This window comes from Sphingomonas sp. Ant20 (assembly GCF_000783375.1).
Classification (GTDB): Bacteria; Pseudomonadota; Alphaproteobacteria; order Sphingomonadales; family Sphingomonadaceae; genus Sphingomonas; species Sphingomonas aerolata.
Genome location: NZ_JRVI01000087.1, coordinates 48009 through 65626, shown reverse-complemented (window position 1 = coordinate 65626; position 17618 = coordinate 48009). Strand labels below are relative to the sequence as shown.

16 protein-coding genes, 1 tRNA gene and 5 pseudogenes are annotated in these 17618 nt (G+C 66.4%); 9 read left to right on the top strand and 13 right to left on the bottom strand.

Annotated elements, in window-relative coordinates:
- The coding region (locus NI18_RS12515) for an AarF/ABC1/UbiB kinase family protein (RefSeq protein ID WP_084215181.1) at positions 1–1048 on the bottom strand (1048 nt) is incomplete at its 3' end.
- A gap of 108 nt (positions 1049–1156) precedes the next feature.
- Here NI18_RS12515 and NI18_RS12510 point away from each other — a divergent pair.
- From NI18_RS12510 to NI18_RS12495, 4 genes and pseudogenes are all read left to right on the top strand, one after another.
- Complete coding sequence (locus NI18_RS12510) at positions 1157–2284, top strand: lactonase family protein (protein ID WP_052149175.1); 1128 nt, start codon at positions 1157–1159, stop codon at positions 2282–2284.
- Between the two features lie 59 nt (positions 2285–2343).
- A pseudogene (locus NI18_RS12505) lies at positions 2344–4436 on the top strand (S9 family peptidase).
- 62 nt (positions 4437–4498) lie between these two features.
- Positions 4499–4837: a hypothetical protein gene (locus NI18_RS12500; protein WP_128082206.1), complete on the top strand. Its 339-nt coding sequence runs from the start codon at positions 4499–4501 to the stop codon at positions 4835–4837.
- Positions 4838–4941: 104 nt separating this feature from the next.
- Positions 4942–5604 (top strand): Fe2+-dependent dioxygenase, encoded by a 663-nt coding sequence (locus NI18_RS12495; protein WP_037530143.1) that lies wholly within the window; start codon positions 4942–4944, stop codon positions 5602–5604.
- A 21-nt stretch (positions 5605–5625) separates the two neighbouring features.
- Here the strand turns inward: NI18_RS12495 and NI18_RS12490 are convergent, their stop codons facing one another.
- From NI18_RS12490 to NI18_RS12480, 3 genes are all read right to left on the bottom strand, one after another.
- Complete coding sequence (locus NI18_RS12490) at positions 5626–6054, bottom strand: DUF1810 domain-containing protein (protein ID WP_037530140.1); 429 nt, start codon at positions 6052–6054, stop codon at positions 5626–5628.
- A gap of 66 nt (positions 6055–6120) precedes the next feature.
- Positions 6121–6196: transfer RNA gene (locus tag NI18_RS12485), tRNA-Gln, on the bottom strand.
- Between the two features lie 52 nt (positions 6197–6248).
- Entirely contained in the window at positions 6249–7328 is a 1080-nt protein-coding gene (locus NI18_RS12480) for a branched-chain amino acid aminotransferase (RefSeq protein ID WP_031395653.1), read from the bottom strand.
- Positions 7329–7434: 106 nt separating this feature from the next.
- Between NI18_RS12480 and NI18_RS12475 the strand changes: the two genes are divergently transcribed.
- Entirely contained in the window at positions 7435–7923 is a 489-nt protein-coding gene (locus NI18_RS12475; RefSeq protein WP_031395654.1) for a MarR family transcriptional regulator, read from the top strand.
- Here NI18_RS12475 and proC read toward each other — a convergent pair.
- The 5 genes and pseudogenes from proC to NI18_RS12450 form a co-directional block, all read right to left on the bottom strand.
- A pseudogene (gene proC / locus NI18_RS12470) lies at positions 7924–8738 on the bottom strand (pyrroline-5-carboxylate reductase). It abuts the gene before it with no gap.
- 31 nt (positions 8739–8769) lie between these two features.
- The gene (locus tag NI18_RS12465) at positions 8770–9273 is read right to left on the bottom strand and encodes a YbjN domain-containing protein (RefSeq protein WP_081874093.1); all 504 of its coding nucleotides are present in this window, start codon (positions 9271–9273) and stop codon (positions 8770–8772) included.
- Between the two features lie 100 nt (positions 9274–9373).
- On the bottom strand, positions 9374–9628 hold the full coding sequence (locus NI18_RS12460; RefSeq protein WP_031395657.1) for an accessory factor UbiK family protein: 255 nt from the start codon (positions 9626–9628) through the stop codon (positions 9374–9376).
- A 38-nt stretch (positions 9629–9666) separates the two neighbouring features.
- On the bottom strand, positions 9667–10185 hold the full coding sequence (locus NI18_RS12455) for a TspO/MBR family protein (protein ID WP_031395658.1): 519 nt from the start codon (positions 10183–10185) through the stop codon (positions 9667–9669).
- A gap of 171 nt (positions 10186–10356) precedes the next feature.
- Positions 10357–11105 (bottom strand): annotated as a pseudogene (locus tag NI18_RS12450) (TlyA family RNA methyltransferase).
- A 186-nt stretch (positions 11106–11291) separates the two neighbouring features.
- On the opposite strand from NI18_RS12450, the gene NI18_RS12445 reads away from it, so the two are divergent.
- On the top strand, positions 11292–11963 hold the full coding sequence (locus NI18_RS12445) for an alpha/beta hydrolase (protein ID WP_031439324.1): 672 nt from the start codon (positions 11292–11294) through the stop codon (positions 11961–11963).
- A gap of 30 nt (positions 11964–11993) precedes the next feature.
- On the opposite strand, the gene NI18_RS25065 is transcribed toward NI18_RS12445, so the two are convergent.
- The 4 genes and pseudogenes from NI18_RS25065 to NI18_RS12430 all read right to left on the bottom strand — a co-directional run bounded on the left by NI18_RS25065 (position 11994) and on the right by NI18_RS12430 (position 15157).
- Complete coding sequence (locus NI18_RS25065; RefSeq protein WP_157840526.1) at positions 11994–12164, bottom strand: hypothetical protein; 171 nt, start codon at positions 12162–12164, stop codon at positions 11994–11996.
- Positions 12161–14084, bottom strand: a pseudogene (dxs, locus tag NI18_RS12440) (1-deoxy-D-xylulose-5-phosphate synthase). Before dxs ends, NI18_RS25065 begins: the two are co-directional and overlap by 4 nt.
- Positions 14085–14211: 127 nt before the next feature.
- Positions 14212–14685 carry a transcriptional repressor gene (locus tag NI18_RS12435; RefSeq protein WP_031439322.1) on the bottom strand — a complete coding sequence of 158 codons (474 nt, stop codon included), beginning with the start codon at positions 14683–14685 and terminating at the stop codon, positions 14212–14214.
- 73 nt (positions 14686–14758) lie between these two features.
- Positions 14759–15157, bottom strand: a complete 399-nt coding sequence (locus NI18_RS12430; RefSeq protein WP_042466454.1) for a MerC domain-containing protein — start codon at positions 15155–15157, stop codon at positions 14759–14761.
- 254 nt (positions 15158–15411) lie between these two features.
- On the opposite strand from NI18_RS12430, the gene NI18_RS12425 reads away from it, so the two are divergent.
- The 3 genes and pseudogenes from NI18_RS12425 to rpsI all read left to right on the top strand — a co-directional run bounded on the left by NI18_RS12425 (position 15412) and on the right by rpsI (position 17583).
- The gene (locus NI18_RS12425) at positions 15412–16431 is read left to right on the top strand and encodes a COX15/CtaA family protein (RefSeq protein WP_037530155.1); all 1020 of its coding nucleotides are present in this window, start codon (positions 15412–15414) and stop codon (positions 16429–16431) included.
- Positions 16432–16546: 115 nt separating this feature from the next.
- Complete coding sequence (gene rplM / locus NI18_RS12420; RefSeq protein ID WP_037530138.1) at positions 16547–17026, top strand: 50S ribosomal protein L13; 480 nt, start codon at positions 16547–16549, stop codon at positions 17024–17026.
- Positions 17027–17583 (top strand): annotated as a pseudogene (gene rpsI, locus NI18_RS12415) (30S ribosomal protein S9). It begins immediately after the preceding gene.
- Positions 17584–17618 lie beyond the last annotated feature (35 nt).

The following is a 17618-nucleotide window of genomic DNA, read 5'->3' as shown; positions in this document are numbered from 1 at the left end:
GGCCCGCGGCCAGCAGCCGGCGATACCCGTCCGCCACGACCTGCGGCACCGCGCGCGCGGCCCCGAAGTCGAGCAGGACGATCCGTCCCGTCTCGGCCTGCCAGCGATAATTCGCGAAATTGGGATCAGTCTGCATCAGCCGCCAGTCGAGCAGTTCGTGCAGCGTGAGCCTGATCAGCCGCTCCATCGCCGCATCGCGTACATCCTGGGGTGCGGTCTCAAGGCTCTCGATCGGCGTACAGTCGATATACTCCATCGCCAGCACGCGCGGGGTCGACAATGTCGGCTCGAGTTGTGGAACCAGCAGCCCCGCATCGTCGCCCACCAGCGCGCGATAGCGTTCCAGCATCTCGCCCTCGCGGACATAATCCGCCTCGTCGTGCAATTGCTGTTTCGCATCACCGAGCAGCCGCGTGATGTCGAGTTCCTTGGGCAACAGCCCCGACACGCGCAGCAGCGTCGCGACATTGTCGACATCCGCGTCGATGCTGTCCTTCACGCCCGGATATTGCACCTTGATCGCCAGCACGCGTCCGTCGGGGAGCCGTGCCCGGTGAACCTGGCCGATCGATGCGGCCGCGACCGGATGCGCCTGAAAATGGGCGAAGCGGCGGCGCCAGTCTTTCCCCCATTCGGCCGTGAGCACCCGGTCGAGCTGCGCGGGCGGCATGTGATGCGCATCGTTGCGCAGCCTGGCGAGGATCGTCGCCAGTTCGGGCGGCAGCATGTCGCCCGCGTCCATCGACACTATCTGGCCGAGCTTCATCGCCGCACCGCGCAGATGCGATAGCTGGTCCGCGACGCGCACCGCATTGGCGGGAGTCAGCAGCAGGTCCGACATGCGCGGACGCTCGCCACTCGCGAGCCGCCGGGCCCCCTCGGCCACCACCCCGCCGGCCACGCCACCGGCAAGCCGTCCGAACACGCCCAGCCGCGACAGCCGGCCCCGCGGGATCGAGCGCCCGCCACGCGGTTGCGATCCCGCGTCGAAGCCGGACTCGTCATCAGCGTGTGGATTTCGTTCAGCGCCCAGCTCTGTACCGGGCATGACAGGATCTTCGCTCGTCGGTCTATCCTCGGTCTGGAGAGCCCCTTGCGCGAGACCGCTTCTTAGATGGTAAGCTGGGGTGGAGGATCAACCATCGGACCGCCATCCATGACGCCACCTGTTTTCAATAACATCACCCGCCGAACACTGCTCTGCGGCATGGCGACCGCGACGCTCGCCACCGGTCTGCGCGCCGCGCCGACATCGCCGCGCGACGCCCGCGTGCTCGTCGGCACCTATGCGCGCGAGGGCGGCAAGGGCTTGTACACGCTGTCGCATGACCGCGCGCGCAATCGCTGGCAGGTCGAGCCGCCGGTCGCCGGGATCGACGACGCGTCGTTCGCGGTGCGGGCACCCCGCACCGGGCTATGGTATGTCCTGCGCGAGCAGGCGAAAGGGTCGGTGACCGGCTTTGCGCCCGGCTGGAAAGCGCGCGGCACGATGCCGTCGGGTGGTGCCGATCCCTGCCATGCCGCGTTCGACGACGCGTCCGGCTGCCTCGCCATCGCCAATTATTCGAGCGGCAGCGTCGGCTTCTACCGCATCGATCCCGCGACCGGTGCGCCGGGCGAACCGACGATCTTCCGCCATGAGGGGACCGGTCCCGACAAGAGCCGTCAGGAGGGGCCGCATGCGCACTGGGTCGGGTTCAGCCCCGATCGGCGCTGGCTGCATTCGGTCGACCTCGGCGCCGACACGATCTTCGCCTATCGGTTCGATCCGGGAGCGCGCAGCCTTGCAGCACCGGTCCCGGCCTGGCGCGCGCCGCCGGGAACGGGACCGCGCCACCTCGTCTGGCATCCCCGCCTGCCACGCGCCTATGTCGTCGCCGAACTCGCCAATACCGTGACCATGCTCGATGCACAGCCGGACGGGCGTTTCACCACCCGCACGCAGCTGTCCACCCTGCCCGGCGACCATGTCGGGTCGTCCCAGGCCGCGCACATCGCGATCGATCGCGCCGGCCGGCACCTCTACGTCTCGAACCGCGGCTCTGACAGCATCGCGGTGTTCGCGCTCGATCGCGACGGAGTGCCGACCCTCGTCCAGCACATCGCCGCCGGCGGACATTGGCCGCGCATCTTCCTGCTGCTCGAGGATCAGCGGCAGATGCTCGTCGCGAATGAGCGGTCGGGCACGATCGCGGTCATGGCGCTTGGCAAGGACGGCCGTCTCGCGCCGACCGATCAGACCCTGCGCGTCCCCGGGGCGGTGTTCCTCGCGCCGACCGGCTGACGATTACCCGACCGGTGACGCCCCCGCCCCTGCCCTTGCACGGGCCGGGGGGATCGGGCATGATCGCGCCTCGATCATCGTCAAAGGAGCCGTGCTTGCGCCTCACCCTCGTTCTCGCCCTGCTGTCGGCTACCCCCGCCGTCGCGCAGCAGCAGCCGATCGCGGCCCCCGCCGACGCCCCGACGCGGCGCTTCACCGGCGCCGACCTCTTCGGCCTGTCGATCGCAGCGGACCCGCAGATCAGCCCTGACGGACGCACGATCGTCTATGTCCGCCGCACCGCCGACGTCATGACCGACCGTGTGCAGTCGTCGCTGTGGCTGATCGACGTTGCGACCGGTCGCCAGTCGCCGTTCGCCGCGCAAGGGTCCGACCCGCGCTGGTCCCCCGACGGCACGCGCGTCGCCTATGCCGCGCGCGACGGCGAGCAGTCGCAACTGTTCGTCCGCTGGATCGCGACCGGGACGAGCGCGCGGGTGACGGGCTTTCCCGGCGATCCTCAGGCGCTCGCCTGGTCGCCCGACGGCACCCGGCTCGCCTATGTCGCGACCGTCGCGGGCGAGGCGACGATGCTCGGCAAGGCACCGCCCAGCCCGAGGCGCAAAATGGGCCGAGCCGCTGACGATAATCGACCGCGTCAACTATCGCAACGATGGCCCCGGCTATGTGAAGCCCGGCCGCGATCATCTGTTCGTCGTCGCGGCGACGGCGGCGCACCGCAACAGCTGACCTTCGGCGCGTTCGATGACGGCGGACCTTTGTCATGGACGCCCGACGGCCGCGGGATCGTGTTCGCCGCGATCCGCGGGCCCGATGCCGAGCGGCAGGTGATGAACTCGGATCTCATTGCGGTCGACACGACGAGCGGCGCGATGCGGACGCTGACGACCCGCGACGGCCCCGATGCGCAGCCGCGGATCTCTCCCGACGGCACGCGGATCGCGTGGCTCGGCTTCGATGACAAGCGGCGCAGTTACGAGAATACCCAGCTTTACCTCGGCGACCGCAACGCCGGCAGTGCCCGCTCGCTGACCGCCGCGCTCGATCGCGGGATCGAGGATGCAGTGTGGGCCGCCGACGGGCGCAGCTCTATGCGAGCTATGACGATCACGGCCAGCGCCGGATCGCGCGCATCGGCCTCGACGGCCGGACGACGCCGCTGGTCGACAATGTCGCGGGCGGCGGGCTCGACCGGCCCTATACCGGGGGCGAGTTTTCCGTCGCGAGGGGCGGAACGATCGCATATACCGGCGGCGACGGAAGCGCCCCCGCCGATGTCTGGGTGTCGAGCGGTGGCAAGTCCCGGCGGCTGACGCAACTCAACGCGGTGATGACCGGCGCCAAGACGCTCGCACCGATCCGCAAGATCGCGGTGACCGCGCCCGATGGCCGCGCGATCGACGCGTGGCTCGCAACGCCCGCCAATCGCACGCTCGGCCAGCGCGTGCCGCTGATCCTGGAAATCCATGGTGGGCCGAACAGCGCCTATGGCCCTGGGTTTGCCACCGACATGCAACTCTATGCCGCGGCGGGCTATGCGGTGCTGTGGACCAACCCGCGCGGCTCGACCTCCTACGGTGCCGAATTCGCCAATCTGATCGACAAGAAATACCCGTCCGACGATTATGGCGACCTGATCGCCGCGGTTGATGCGGCGATCGCGGACGGGACCGCGGATGCCGACAATCTGTTCGTCACCGGCGGATCGGGCGGCGGCGTCCTGACCGCCTGGATCGTCGGCAAGACCGACCGGTTCAGGGCCGCGGCGACGCAAAAGCCGGTGATCAACTGGGCAAGCGAGGCGCTGACGATGGACAACACGCTGTTTACCTCGCGCTACTGGTTCACCAAGCTGCCATGGGAGGATCCGATGAGTTACTGGAACCGCTCGCCGCTCAGTCTCGTCGGCAACGTCAAGACACCGACCCTGGTCGTGGTGGGTAGTGACGACTACCGCACGCCCGTTTCGGAATCCGAGCAATATTACGCCGCGCTGCAGATCCGCGGCATACCGACCGCGCTCGTCAAGGTGCCGGGTGCGAGCCACGGCGGCTTCACCGCACGGCCGTCGCAATCCGCGGCAAAGGCCTCCGCGATCATCGCATGGTTCGATCGCTATCGCGCCAGGCCGAGCGGACCACGAACCGACTGACCGTCCGTTCGTCACCGCCGGGGCGATGCCTATGGTGCAGTCTCGTGACTGCCGCACGGATCATGCCGATCCGTGCGGCAGTGCTGGTCACGCCAAAGGGCGTAGCCGGCTCATCGTTCGCCCTCGCCACCCTCGTTTTCGCCACCCTCGCCGCGCTCGTTCTCACCACCCTCATATTCGCCTTCGCCGCGCTGGCCACGCTGCTGCTGCGCAGCCCGCGCGCGCCGCGGCGACGTCACCGCATGCCGAGCCTTGCCCGACCGGACGACCCGCCGTCCTTCACCTTCACCCTCGCCTTCACCAACCTGCTGAGCTGGCGACGGCATTGGCTTGGCGACCGCGTCGGCGATGGCGGCTTGGCCCGATTGCGCGATCACAAAGGCGCCGACGCCCATCCATAATTTTGTACGCATACTATCTCCTTGGTCCCGACGCGTTGGCCGGGAGGGCACTGAACTGTTAGGGGCGCATCACCCGGCTCCATGCCGGATTTGCGAGATTTCCCATGATGATCATGATTGCCAACGTCCTGGATGCGGACAATCTCCAGTGGCTGCGAGATAATATGCGCAAGACCCGCTATGTCGACGGACGACGGACCGCGGGGCGCGAGGCACGCACGGTCAAACGCAACGAACAGGTCGACCGCGGCGACCCGTTGCTTGCCGAGATGCAGGACCTCGTCGTCGACCGGCTGCTCGACAATGCCCTGTTCCGCATGGCGACGCGGCCGCATGTCGTCCGCCCGCCGCTCTTCAGCCGCTATGATGCGGGCATGGCCTATGGCAGCCATGTCGACGATGCGATCATGGGCGGGATGCGGACCGATGTGTCGGTGACGGTCTTCCTCAGCGAGCCTGACGATTATGAAGGCGGCGAACTGGTGATCGAGTCCGCCGCCGGCGAACAGGACGTCAAGCTGCCCGCGGGCTCGGCGGTCTGCTATCCGACGACCTCGCTGCACCGCGTGGCGCCGGTCGTGTCGGGCGAGCGGCTTGCCGCGGTGACCTGGGTCCGGAGCCTCGTTCGGGACGCGGATGCGCGGGAACTGCTGTTCGATCTTGAAACCGCCCGCCACGCGCTGTTCGAGCGGCTGGGCAAGACGCCCGAACTGGACCTGCTCGCCAAGACGCAATCCAACCTGCTCCGGCGCTGGGCCGAGGACTGAACGGCGCGGCGCAGATCGTCGTCAGCTTGGTCTGTTGATGAGGCCGAGGGTGGCCGCGTCGCTCGTCCCGGCAAACCAGCGATCGAGCGCCGCGCCGAACCGCGGATCGTTCCCCGCCTCGCGGAACAGCGTCAGCGACGATCGCAGCTTCATCGCATCGATCTCACCGAAAACGGCCCGGGCACTCGTCCCCGTCAGCGCGCCGAGCGCTTCCACGCACTGCCGCAGACGCGCCCCGAGCACCGGATGCGCGAGATAGGCCCGCGCCTCCTCCAGCGACACGATCGCATAATGCTGCGCCATCGCACTTCGACCGAGCCCGGCAATCTGCGGGAAGATGAACCACATCCAATGCCCACGCTTGGCGCCGCCGCTTATCTCGGCAAGCGCGGACTCGTAGACTGCCGCCTGCGCAGTGACGAACCGTTCAAGATCATAAGGATGGGTCATCACCGCCTGCTTTCACTCAATCCTCGGCTCCCCATATATGGCAGAACCGATAGACGCAGGAAGGATTGGCTGGGGGCGGCAGGGTTCGAACCTGCGCATGGCGGCATCAAAAGCCGCTGCCTTACCACTTGGCGACGCCCCAGCAGAGGCGGCCTTATAGCGGCGCGCCCCGACGAGAAAAGCCCTATCGCGTCTTAATCGAGTCGATGGACCCACCCATTGGCATCCGGCGCCAGACCGCGCTGGATCGCGACGAGCGAATCGCGGATCCGCAGCGTCATCGCGCCCGGCTCGCCGCCGCCGATCGTGAAGCGGCCCTCGGGCGACGCGACGGTCCCGATCGGGGTCACGACCGCAGCGGTGCCGCAGGCGAACGCCTCGACAAGCTTGCCGCTCGCCGCGTCGGCGCGCCACTGATCGATCGCATAGGGCTCCTCGCGAACGGTGATCCCCTGCGCCCGCGCGAGCGTCAGGATCGAATCGCGGGTGATGCCGGGCAGGATCGTGCCCGTGAGCGCGGGAGTCGACAGGCTGCCGTCCGCAAACACGAAGAAGACGTTCATGCCGCCGAGTTCCTCGACCCAGCGGCGCTCGACCGCATCGAGGAAGACGACCTGGTCACAGCCCTGGCTGATCGCTTCCTTCTGAGCGAGCAGGCTGGCGGCGTAGTTGCCGCCGCACTTCGCCGCGCCCGTGCCGCCCTGTGCCGCACGCGTATAATGCTGGCTGACCCAGATCGAGACCGCGGAGGCACCGCCCTTGAAATAGGCACCGACCGACGAGGCGAGCACCATGTAGAGATATTCGGCGCTCGGCTTGACTCCCAGAAACACCTCGCTCGCGAACATGAACGGTCGCAGATACAGCGCGCCGCCGTCGCTGTCGGGAATCCAGTCCTGATCCGTCCGGACCAGCCGCTCGACCGATTCGAGGAACAGCGATTCGGGAAGCTCGGGCATCGCCATCCGGCGGGCCGAATCCTGGAAACGCCGCGCATTGGCTTCGGGCCGGAAGAGCGCGGTGCCGCCATCGGCGAGTCGATAGGCCTTCATCCCCTCGAAGATTTCCTGCGCATAGTGCAGAACCGACGATGCGGGATCCATCATGATCGGCGCGCGCGTCGTGATCCTGGCATCGTGCCAGCCCTTCGCGTCGCTGAAGCGGATCATCGCCATATGGTCGGTGAAGACCCGGCCGAAGCCGGGATCGATCAGGCGCTGCGCACGCTCGTTCGCAGCGACCGGATCGCCACACGGTTCGAACGAAAATGTCATGCTCGCGTCTGGGGACGATGAGGCCTGCGACAACGGAGGATGCATTGAATTTTTCTCTCTTTCCACGGCTTGCCGTCGACTAGGACCGAAGACTAAACCGGTCAACATGGCTGCCTCAGCATCACCCGCTTCACCCCTGTTTCTTCGCGAGCCCGAACTGCGTCGCGGCATGGAACTCCTGTACTTCGGTCAGAGCCATCTGGTCCGGTCGATCGATGCGGGGCTCGCGGAACAGGGGCTGGGGCGCGCCCACCACCGCGCCCTGTATTTCATCGCCCGCAAGCCGGACATGACGGTCAGCGAGCTGCTGTCGCTGCTGGCGATCACCAAACAGTCGCTCGGCCGCGTGCTGAACGAACTTAGCGATCGTGGCTTTATCGAGGTTCGTCCCGGCGATCGTGACCGGCGTCAGCGGCTGCTGCGCTTGACGCCGGTCGGCAGCAAGATGGAGAGCGACCTGTTCGAAGCCGCGCGACAGAAGATGTCCGCAGCCTATAATCACGCCGGCCACGGCGCGGTTGCGGGCTATTGGGCGGTGCTCGAAGGCCTGATTCCGGAAGAGGAACGCGAGCAGGTCATAAAGCTGCGCGGCTGACTAAAGCGGCGCGAGGTCGCCGCGGGCGTTTGCCGCCATCTCCGCATTCCGCCGTGCCGACGCCGTCAGCGTGCGGGACATCAGGGAGACCAGTGCATCGCCGTCGTCGAGCACGTTCAGCCCTTCGCGTGTCGATCCACCCGGGCTCGCGACCCGGTCCGCCAACACCGCCGGCGAACGTCCGCGGCGCCGGCCATCCGCGCTGAGCCCTCTAGCGTCGCGATCGCGAGCCGAGCCGCCTGATCCGCCGGCAGGCCGAGCGCCTGCCCCGCCTTGGCCAGCGCGTCGGCAAAACGGAACACGAATCCCGGCCCGCATCCCGCCAGCGCGGTAACGGCATCGAACTGCGCCTCTGCGGCGATCCACTCGACGAGACCGAGCGGCGTCATCAACGCCTCCGCGGTCGCACGCGCCGCGCCGTCATCCGTCGCGCCGTGCAGCGCAACCACGCCGCGGCCGATTGCAACCGGCAGGTTGGGCATCGCTCGAACCACCGCCTGCGCCTGGGACAGACGGTCGAGTGCGGCGATCTCGACCCCTGCAAGGATCGAAATCAGCAGTTTTGGCGCATAGCGCGCGAACACAGGCGTCTTCAGCGCGCCAAGCTGCTGCGGCTTCAGCGCGAGCATGACGGTTTCAGCGGAAAAGTCGTCGGGGTCGGGCACCGCGGCGACGACGTGCACACCGGGTGGCATCACGCGCATACTGGGGCTGACGACGGTCACGCTGTCAGGGGAAAGGCCGTCGGCAAGCCAGCGGGCCAGCATCGCCCCGCCCATATTGCCACAGCCGATCATCAGGATCCGCCCGGTCATCGGCACGCCGCGCCCAAGAAAACGGGCGCGATCACGCCTCGCCCTGGGTTTCGATCAATGCCGAGGCAAGCGCGTCCGCCGGCGTTTTCCCGCCCCACAGAACGAACTGGAACACTGGATAAAAGCGCTCGCACTCCTCGATCGCCGACTCGACAAGGAGTTCGGCGGCCGACAGCGACATCGTCCCATCCTCGCCGCCATCGACCATCGCCGCGTGGCGGAACAGCAGGATCCCACTCGTCGACCAGAGTTCGAAATGGCCGATCCAGAGCTGCTCGTTGGCGAGCCCGATCGTCTCGTAGACCGCCTGACGCCGTTCGTCGGGCACCTTGATGTCCGGAAACGCCAGGAACTGCAGCACGCTGTCGTCCTCGCGCCACAAGGCGCGCAGCTCGTACGTCGTCCAGCTGCCCTTTACGGTCGCGACGATCTCGTCGTCGTGACGTTCATGTTCCCATCCATGCGCAGCATAATAGGCTTCGAGCATGTCGATGGGCGCAGCATCGTCTTGGTCATGGTCGGCGTGGTCGAGCATCATTACGTCCTGGCACTCCCTGTCACGCGACAAAGGGTGCCGGGGCAAAAATGCTCCGACAACCCCGTTCGATCCGAATGCCCAGAAATCTGTGGAAAAGTCAGACGCCGACCTGCATTTTTGCTTCGAGAGCGTCGAGCCGGGCCTTCAGCGCGTCATTTTCGTCACGCGCCGCAGCCGCCATCGACTTGACCGCGTCGAACTCTTCGCGGCTCACGAAATCGAGGCCGCCGAGCCATTCACGGGCACGCTCGCGAACTCCAGACTGCGCTTCGCGGCCGACACCGGCAAAGGTTCCTGCGGCGCCGTTGAGGACCTTCACGAAATCGTCGAACATCCGGTTTTCGGACTGCATCATCATCATCCTGCTAGTAACTTGCGCCGCGCGCCCCGTCACAACATCTGGGAGGTACGCGTCGTCGGCACAAGGGTTTCGGCATCGGGGTTGAGCCGGCCTATACCGTATGTGAGCATTCCCGCAAAGCTGATCCACACCATATAGGGCACCATCAGCCACGCCGCCCCGCGCCGGATGCGCGCGAACAGGAATGTCGCGGCGATCGAGAGCAGCAGCATCGCGACGATGACAAGCACCGACGCCCCGATTCGGTGCGCGCCGAAGAACAATGGCGTCCAGGCAAGATTCAACACGAACTGTGCGGCAAACAAGGCGATCGCGCGCCCTCGCCCCCGCGCGCCGCGCGCATTGAGGATCATTGCGAGAGCCAGGCCGAGCAGCACGTAGAGCGTCGACCAGGCGACCGGAAACACCCAGCCTGGCGGGGTGAGCGCGGGCTTCACCAGGCTGGTGTACCAGGCACTTTCGCTCCCCACCGGGACGGCGCGTCCGGCCAGAAAGCCCAGCAGGACGATCAACGGAACGGTCACGATCGCCCAGCGCAGGAACGACATCCTCAGCTGGCCCTTCGAAGCGATGCCTCCCACATACGTCCTTTCAAGACTGATCGGCTTAGTCCTGCCGCGGGAACGCCCTGCCGTAAACCGCAACATGCATGGACCGATCGGGAAGTGCGTCATTCTGCGACGGCCGATCCGGGTCCGGCGCGGACAGTCTTCGAAACCTCAGCCGCGTGGCGCGGCGACCGCATGCGCGGCGATCAGGAACTCGATATTGCCCTCGGGGCCGGTGATCGGGCTCTCGACGACGCCCTCGACCTGCCAGCCTGTGCCTCGAGCCAGGCCGCGACCTCGCCGCAGACGCGCGCATGGACGGCCGGATCGCGGATCACGCCGCCCTTTCCGACCTCTTCGCGCCCCGCCTCGAACTGCGGCTTGACGAGCGCGAGCAACCGCGCGCCGGGACGTGCGAACCCGATCGGGCGCTCGAGCACCTTGGCCAGCCCGATAAAGCTCGCATCGCAGACGATCAGGTCGACCGGCTCGGGGATATGCGCGTCGGTCAGGATGCGCGCGCTGGTCTGTTCATGGACGATCACGCGCGGGTCCTGGCGGAGTTTCCACGCAAGCTGGTTGGTCCCGCTGTCGACGGCATACACGCGAGCGACCCCGTTGCTGAGCAGCACGTCGGTAAACCCGCCGGTCGACGAGCCGACGTCGATCGCCACCGCGTCCGTGACCGTCCAGCCGAAATGTGAGAGCCCGTGCGCGAGCTTGATCCCGCCGCGCGACACCCAGGGGTGATCGCGGCCGCGCACGTCGAGGACGACGTCTTCTGCGAGCGTCTGCCCCGGTTTGTCGACCTTGCGCGTGCCGGCAAAGACCAGCCCCGCCATGATCAGCGCCTGCGCGCGCGTCCGCGACTCGACCAGTCCCCTGTCGACCAGCATCTGATCCGCGCGTTGCTTTGCCATACGCCCAGCCTATCGCCCCGGCGTCCGATCATCGCAAGCTGCCTTCCTTTCGCCGCAATGTCCATTGCCCACTGAACTGGTAGGATTATCTTGCGGACAGGATCGTGATCGGCCGACGTCCCCTAGAGCGTCGACCGATCACGATCCCACCCCCGGGCTCCGGGGGAATGGAGAAGGAGAAGCGTCGTGGGTTCTTTTGCACCATATGATAGCGTTCAACCGACCATCCTGACGGTCCCCGGGCTCGGTGGCTCCGGCCCGTCACACTGGCAGACCCTGTGGGAAGATGCCCGGCCGGACACCGTCCGTGTCGAACTGGGGATGTGGAACACGCCGCATCGCAACGCCTGGGTCACGCGGCTCGACGAGGCGATCCGGCGCGCGCAGGCGCCCGTCATCCTCGCCGCCCACAGCCTGGGGTGCCTTGCTGTCGCGTGGTGGGCCGAACTCAGTCCGCAACCCTATGGATGGCCCGTCGCGGGGGCATTGCTCGTCGCGCCCGCCGATGTCGACCGGGGCGGCGCCCAGGCCGAGCTCAAGGGCTTTTCACCGACCCCGCGCGGCCCCCTGCCCTTCCCCTCGATCGTCGTCGCGAGCAGCGACGATCCCTGGGTCACGCCCGACCGCGCGCACAGCATGGCCGCCGACTGGGGTAGTCATTTCGTCGATGCCGGCCCGCAGGGGCATCTCAATGCCGCGAGCGGTATCGGCTGGTGGCGCGAGGGACAGGATCTGCTCGAGCGGGTGATCGCCGCGAGTGGCGACGGTCACGGGCAAGCGCTGCCGCCGAGCCAGGCGCGATCGATCCTCGCCGTCAGCGCAACCGACGCGGCCCACTCCCACTATCTGGGCAGATAGGCAGGGCGCGCGTCCGGCAGTCGTTCCGGATCAGCCGCGCAGTGTGTCGTCTGCCGGCACCTGCGACTGCTGATCCTGCTCGTCCGCGGCACGCGCCGCGGGCAACCCGGCGCGCATCCGCCGCCACATGGCGATGTTCAGCGACACCATCACGATCACCGCGAGCGCAATGATCACGATGGCCTTGGTCGGCCCGCTCATGCGCGCGCTTCGGCAACCCCGCCCGAATTATGGCGCAGCGCCTTGAGCACGGTTTCCACCAGCGCCGCCGAATCGAGCCCGGCCTCGGCATATTGCGCGTCGGGCTTGTCCTGATCCTGGAAGAGATCCGGCAGACGCAGCGTGCGCAGCTTCAGCCCGCCGTCGATCAGCCCCTCGTCGCTGGCCAGCGTCAGCACATGCGCGCCGAAACCGCCGACCGCGCCCTCCTCGATCGTGACCGCGACCTCGTGCGTGGTGAGCAGCTTGCGGATCATCTCGACGTCGAGCGGCTTGGCGAATCGCAGATCGGCAACGGTGGTCGACAGCCCCTTGGCCTCGAGCACATCGGCGGCCTTCAACGCTTCCTCGAGCCGCGTGCCGAGCGACAGGATCGCCACGGCCTTGCCCTCGCGAACGATCCGGCCCTTGCCGATCTCGAGCAGTTCGGGCGTGGCAGGCAAGGCGACGCCCGTGCCGTTGCCGCGCGGGTAGCGCACCGCGATCGGGCCGGTGTCATACTGCGCCGCGGTGTGTGTCATATGGACCAGCTCGGCTTCGTCCGCCGCCGCCATCACGACGAAATTCGGCAGCGTCGCGAGATAGGTCACGTCGAACGATCCGGCATGCGTCGCGCCATCCGCTCCGACCAGCCCGGCGCGATCGATCGCAAAGCGCACCGGCAGGTTCTGGATCGCGACGTCATGGACGACCTGGTCATAGGCCCGCTGCAGGAACGTCGAATAGATCGCGCAGAACGGCCGCATCCCCTGCGCGGCAAGCCCCGCCGCGAAGGTCACGCCGTGCTGTTCGGCGATGCCGACATCGAAGAAGCGATCGGGATAGGCCTTGGCGAAGGCATCGAGGCCGGTGCCCGACGGCATCGCCGCGGTGATCGCACAGATCCGGTCGTCCTTGGCGGCCTCGGCGACGAGCTGCGCACCGAACACGTTCTGATATTGCGGCGGTCCCGGCGGCGCCTTGGTCTGCACGCCCGAGATCACGTCGAACTTCTGCACGCCGTGATATTTGTCGGCCGCGGCCTCGGCGGGCGCATAGCCCTTGCCCTTCTTGGTCACGACATGGACGAGGATCGGGCCCTCCTCCGCGTCGCGCACATTCTCGAGCACGGGGATCAGATGCTCGAGATTATGACCGTCGATCGGCCCGACATAATAAAAGCCGAGTTCCTCGAACAGCGTACCGCCCATCGTCATGCCGCGGGCGAACTCGTCGGTCTTCCGCGCGGCGTTGTGGAACGGCCGCGGCAGGCGCCGAGCGAGCTTCTTGGCAAGCTCGCGAATGCCCAGGAATTCGCGGCTCGACACGATCCGGCTGAGATAGGCCGACAGACCGCCAACCGGCGGCGCGATCGACATGTCATTGTCGTTCAGGATCACGACGAGGCGATTACCCGCCTGCTCGGCATTGTTCATCGCCTCATAGGCCATGCCCGCCGACATCGCGCCGTCGCCGATAACGGCAATGCCCTTGCCCGGCGTGCCCGCCGATCTTGTTGGCGACCGCGAAGCCGAGCGCGGCCGAGATCGATGTCGAGGAATGCGCAGCGCCGAACGGGTCGTATTCGCTCTCGCTCCGCTTGGTGAAGCCGCTGAGGCCGCCACCCTGGCGCAACGTCCGGATCCGGTCGCGGCGGCCCGTCAGGATCTTGTGCGGATAGCATTGATGCCCGACGTCCCAGACCAAACGGTCGCGCGGCGTATCGAACACATAATGAATCGCGGTCGTCAGTTCGACGACGCCGAGCCCCGATCCGAGGTGGCCACCGGTCGTCCCGACGGCCGAGATCGTCTCGGTCCGCAGTTCATCGGCAAGCTGGCGAAGCTGGTCGGGTTTCAGCTTGCGCAGGTCATCGGGGGTCGAAACCGTGTCGAGCAACGGGGTTACAGGAGTATCTGCCATCCCGCCGGCTTATCGCAGCACAGGTTTGGTGTCGATTGTTACCGAACGAAACCCCGCCATCCGCGGATATTTCTACGCAGCGACGCCAGATTGGTTACCCCGTCATGGCGCTGGCAGCCTTCCCCGATCAGCGCTGCGCCTCGCATGCGGCACACCGGCCGCGGACTTCGATGACCGGGCGGACAGGCACGAAACCGGCCGAAATAGCCGCATTCCGCACACCGCGAGTGATCACGTCATTGTCGATATGCGTCGTCTGCCCGCACGAATCACATACCAGGAAGATGCAGTCGTGAAGGCAATCGGGATGGGCATTGGCGACGTACGCGTTCGCACTCTCGACCCGTCGCGCCAGGTTCGCACCCACGAAGAGGTCGAGAATTCGGTAAACGCTGTTGGCAGCGACGCGCCGCCCCTCCGCCTTCGACACGGCTTCCGCGATGTCATAGGCCGAGGCCGGCTTGTCGAAGCCAGCCAGCGCGGAAAACACGCTGGCGCGCATCGTCGTCCACTGCTCTCCCGATTTTTCCAGCGTCGCCTGCGCGGCAACGTTGAGGTCGGCGCCTTGCGGCTCATGATGTGAATGCGAGTGCGTTGCCATTATGCCGTGAATCTAGGGTGCCGCAGGACCGGCGACAAGCAGCGACCGCGCCGGGGCGATCGTGCGGCCCGGCTCAGCTTTCGGCGCGACGGTTCAGATCGTGCCCGAACGCGAGCAACGCGACGCCGATGATCGTCCAGAGCGTCTCACCGCTTCCCGAATCATGCGGCAGCGTCATCGCCCCCGCCATGATCCCGAGCCCGAACGCACCCATCGCCGCCGGCATCGCATAGCCATGATGAAGGATCCCGCGCCCCAGTGCGACCGCACCGAATAGGATCGCGATCGTCAGTCCGACTTCGTGGAAGATGGGATCGAGCAGCACGCCGCCCGCGGTCGACATCAGCGCAACCAGCACCGACGTTGCCAGACAGTGCACCATGCACAGACCCGACAGCCCGATCGCATAGCGATCCAGGCCTGCGATCCAGGACGGATGCGCATGGGTATGGTGGTGGGCGGTCGTCGACATCGTTCCGATTAGATAGTCCATCTCAGGAAAGGATACAACATCACATTCGGCCGAACGCCCGTCGTCCGCTCGCTTTTTTTTCAGGAAAAGGACGCTCGATCGACGTCGTGATCAATCCTGCGCTCGCGCTCGTTCCCAACGCATCGCGCGTGTGTCTCGGGCCAGCAGAAACCCGGCGGCCGATAACCCCTGATACTCGACGCCCCAGTCAGACAGGCGTAGAGCCGTGCGATGCTCCAGCCAGTGCCGCCTTCCTGTCCACAGCGCGCCCGCGAGCGGTCGCGACCTGGCTTCTTCTCGTTGCGGCGATGATCGTCGGCATCGTTATCGTGGGGGGCATAACGCGGCTTACCAATTCGGGGCTCTCGATCACCGAATGGAAGCCGATCACCGGCATCATTCCGCCACTCACGCTTGCGCAGTGGCAGGCGGAATTCGCGAACTACAGACAGATCCCCGAATATAGCCAGCTCAACAGCGGCATGACGCTCGACGGGTTCAAGGCGATCTTCTTCTGGGAATATCTCCACCGCGCGCTGGCACGGACGATCGGCGCGGCGTTCGCGATCCCGCTCTTGTGGTTCGCGCTGCGCCGGGCAATCCCGGTCGGCTATGGCTGGCGACTCGGCGCGCTGCTGGCGCTCGGCGCGCTTCAGGGCGCTGTCGGCTGGTGGATGGTGAAGTCCGGGCTGTCCGTCCGCACCGACGTCAGCCACATTCGTCTCGCAGTCCATCTGATGACCGCGCTCGTCACGCTCGCCGGCATCGTCTGGACGGCGCTGGACCTCCTCGCACTCCACCGCTCGAAGCTTGCGGCCCCGGCCCGCCTCGTGCCGATCGCGGTCACCGCGTTCGCGTTGCTGTTCGTCCAGCTTGTCTATGGCGCGTTCACCGCAGGGCTCAACGCAGGCTACGCCTTTTCGAGTTGGCCGCTGATGGGCGACAGCCTGTTCCCGGGCGGCGTCCCGATGCTGTCACCCGGCTGGATCAACGCCGTCGACAACCCGATTGTCGTCCAGTTCATTCACCGGTGGCTCGCCTTCGCCACCGCCGCCGGGCTCGTCTGGCTCGCGGTCCGCGCGACGCAGCATGGTTCGCGCGCCGGCTTCTGGGTGGTCGGGCTCGTCACGCTTCAGGTCTTTCTGGGGATCGCAACGCTCATGACCGGTGTCGCCATCCCTGTCGCCGTCGCACACCAAGCCAACGCGGCGCTGTTGCTGATCGCCATGGTATTTGCCGCGCATCGCCTCGGCAATCCGCCCAAGGTATTATAATACCCGCCATGAAACCGGCGGAAAGCTTGACTTAAACACCTCTTTTCGCCATTGCCGCCTCGTTAGCGCCGTCCGTCGTGGCGGCGCATATCGTTTCAGCAAAGGTCTCAGCCCCATGAAGGCGCTCATGAAGACCACCAAGTCGGCCAAGCCGCACGAGGTGGAGAAGAAATGGCATATCGTCGATGCCGAGGATCTGGTGGTCGGTCGCGCAGCGTCGATCATCGCCAACGTCCTGCGCGGCAAGCACAAGACGTCGTTCACCCCGCATGTCGATTGCGGTGACAACGTCGTCGTGATCAACGCCGACAAGATCCGCTTCACCGGCAACAAGGCCGCGAAGAAGGTCTATTACAAGCACACCGGTTATGCCGGCGGCATCAAGGGCATCACTGCCGCCAAGGTTCTCGACGGCCGCTTCCCGGAGCGCGTTCTCGAAAAGGCCGTTGAGCGCATGATCCCGCGCGGCCCGCTTGGCCGTGAGCAGATGCGCAACCTGCGTATCTTCAAGGGTACCGAGCATCCGCATGAGGCACAGAACCCCGAGGTTCTCGACATCGCCAGCATGAATCGCAAGAACAAGGTGGGTGCGTAAATGACCGACAACCGCCAGTCGCTCGCCGATCTCGCGAGCCTGACCAACCAGCCCGCACCGGCTGCTCCGGCCGCACAGTCGCTGCCGACCAGCAAGGCGACATCGCAGCGCCCGTCTCGAACGAGCCGGTCCGCGAGCCGATGCCGCTCCGCGAGCAGATCCTCGACAAGCAGGGCCGCGCCTATGCGACCGGCCGTCGCAAGGACGCCGTTGCCCGCGTCTGGGTCAAGCCCGGCACCGGCAAGATCACGATCAACGGTCGTGACCAGGAAGTGTATTTCGCACGTCCGACGCTGCGTCTCGTCATCAACCAGGTGTTCGGTATCACCGAGCGCGAAGGTCAGTATGACGTAGTCTGCACCGTCAAGGGCGGCGGCCTTTCGGGCCAGGCCGGCGCGGTCAAGCATGGCATCAGCCAGGCGCTGACCCGCTTCGAGCCGGTGCTGCGTGCATCGGTCAAGGCTGCAGGCTTCCTGACGCGCGACAGCCGCGTCGTCGAGCGCAAGAAGTACGGCAAGGCGAAAGCCCGTCGTAGCTTCCAGTTCTCGAAGCGCTAAACGCTTTACCGAACTACGGAAAAGGGCGGTCCGGG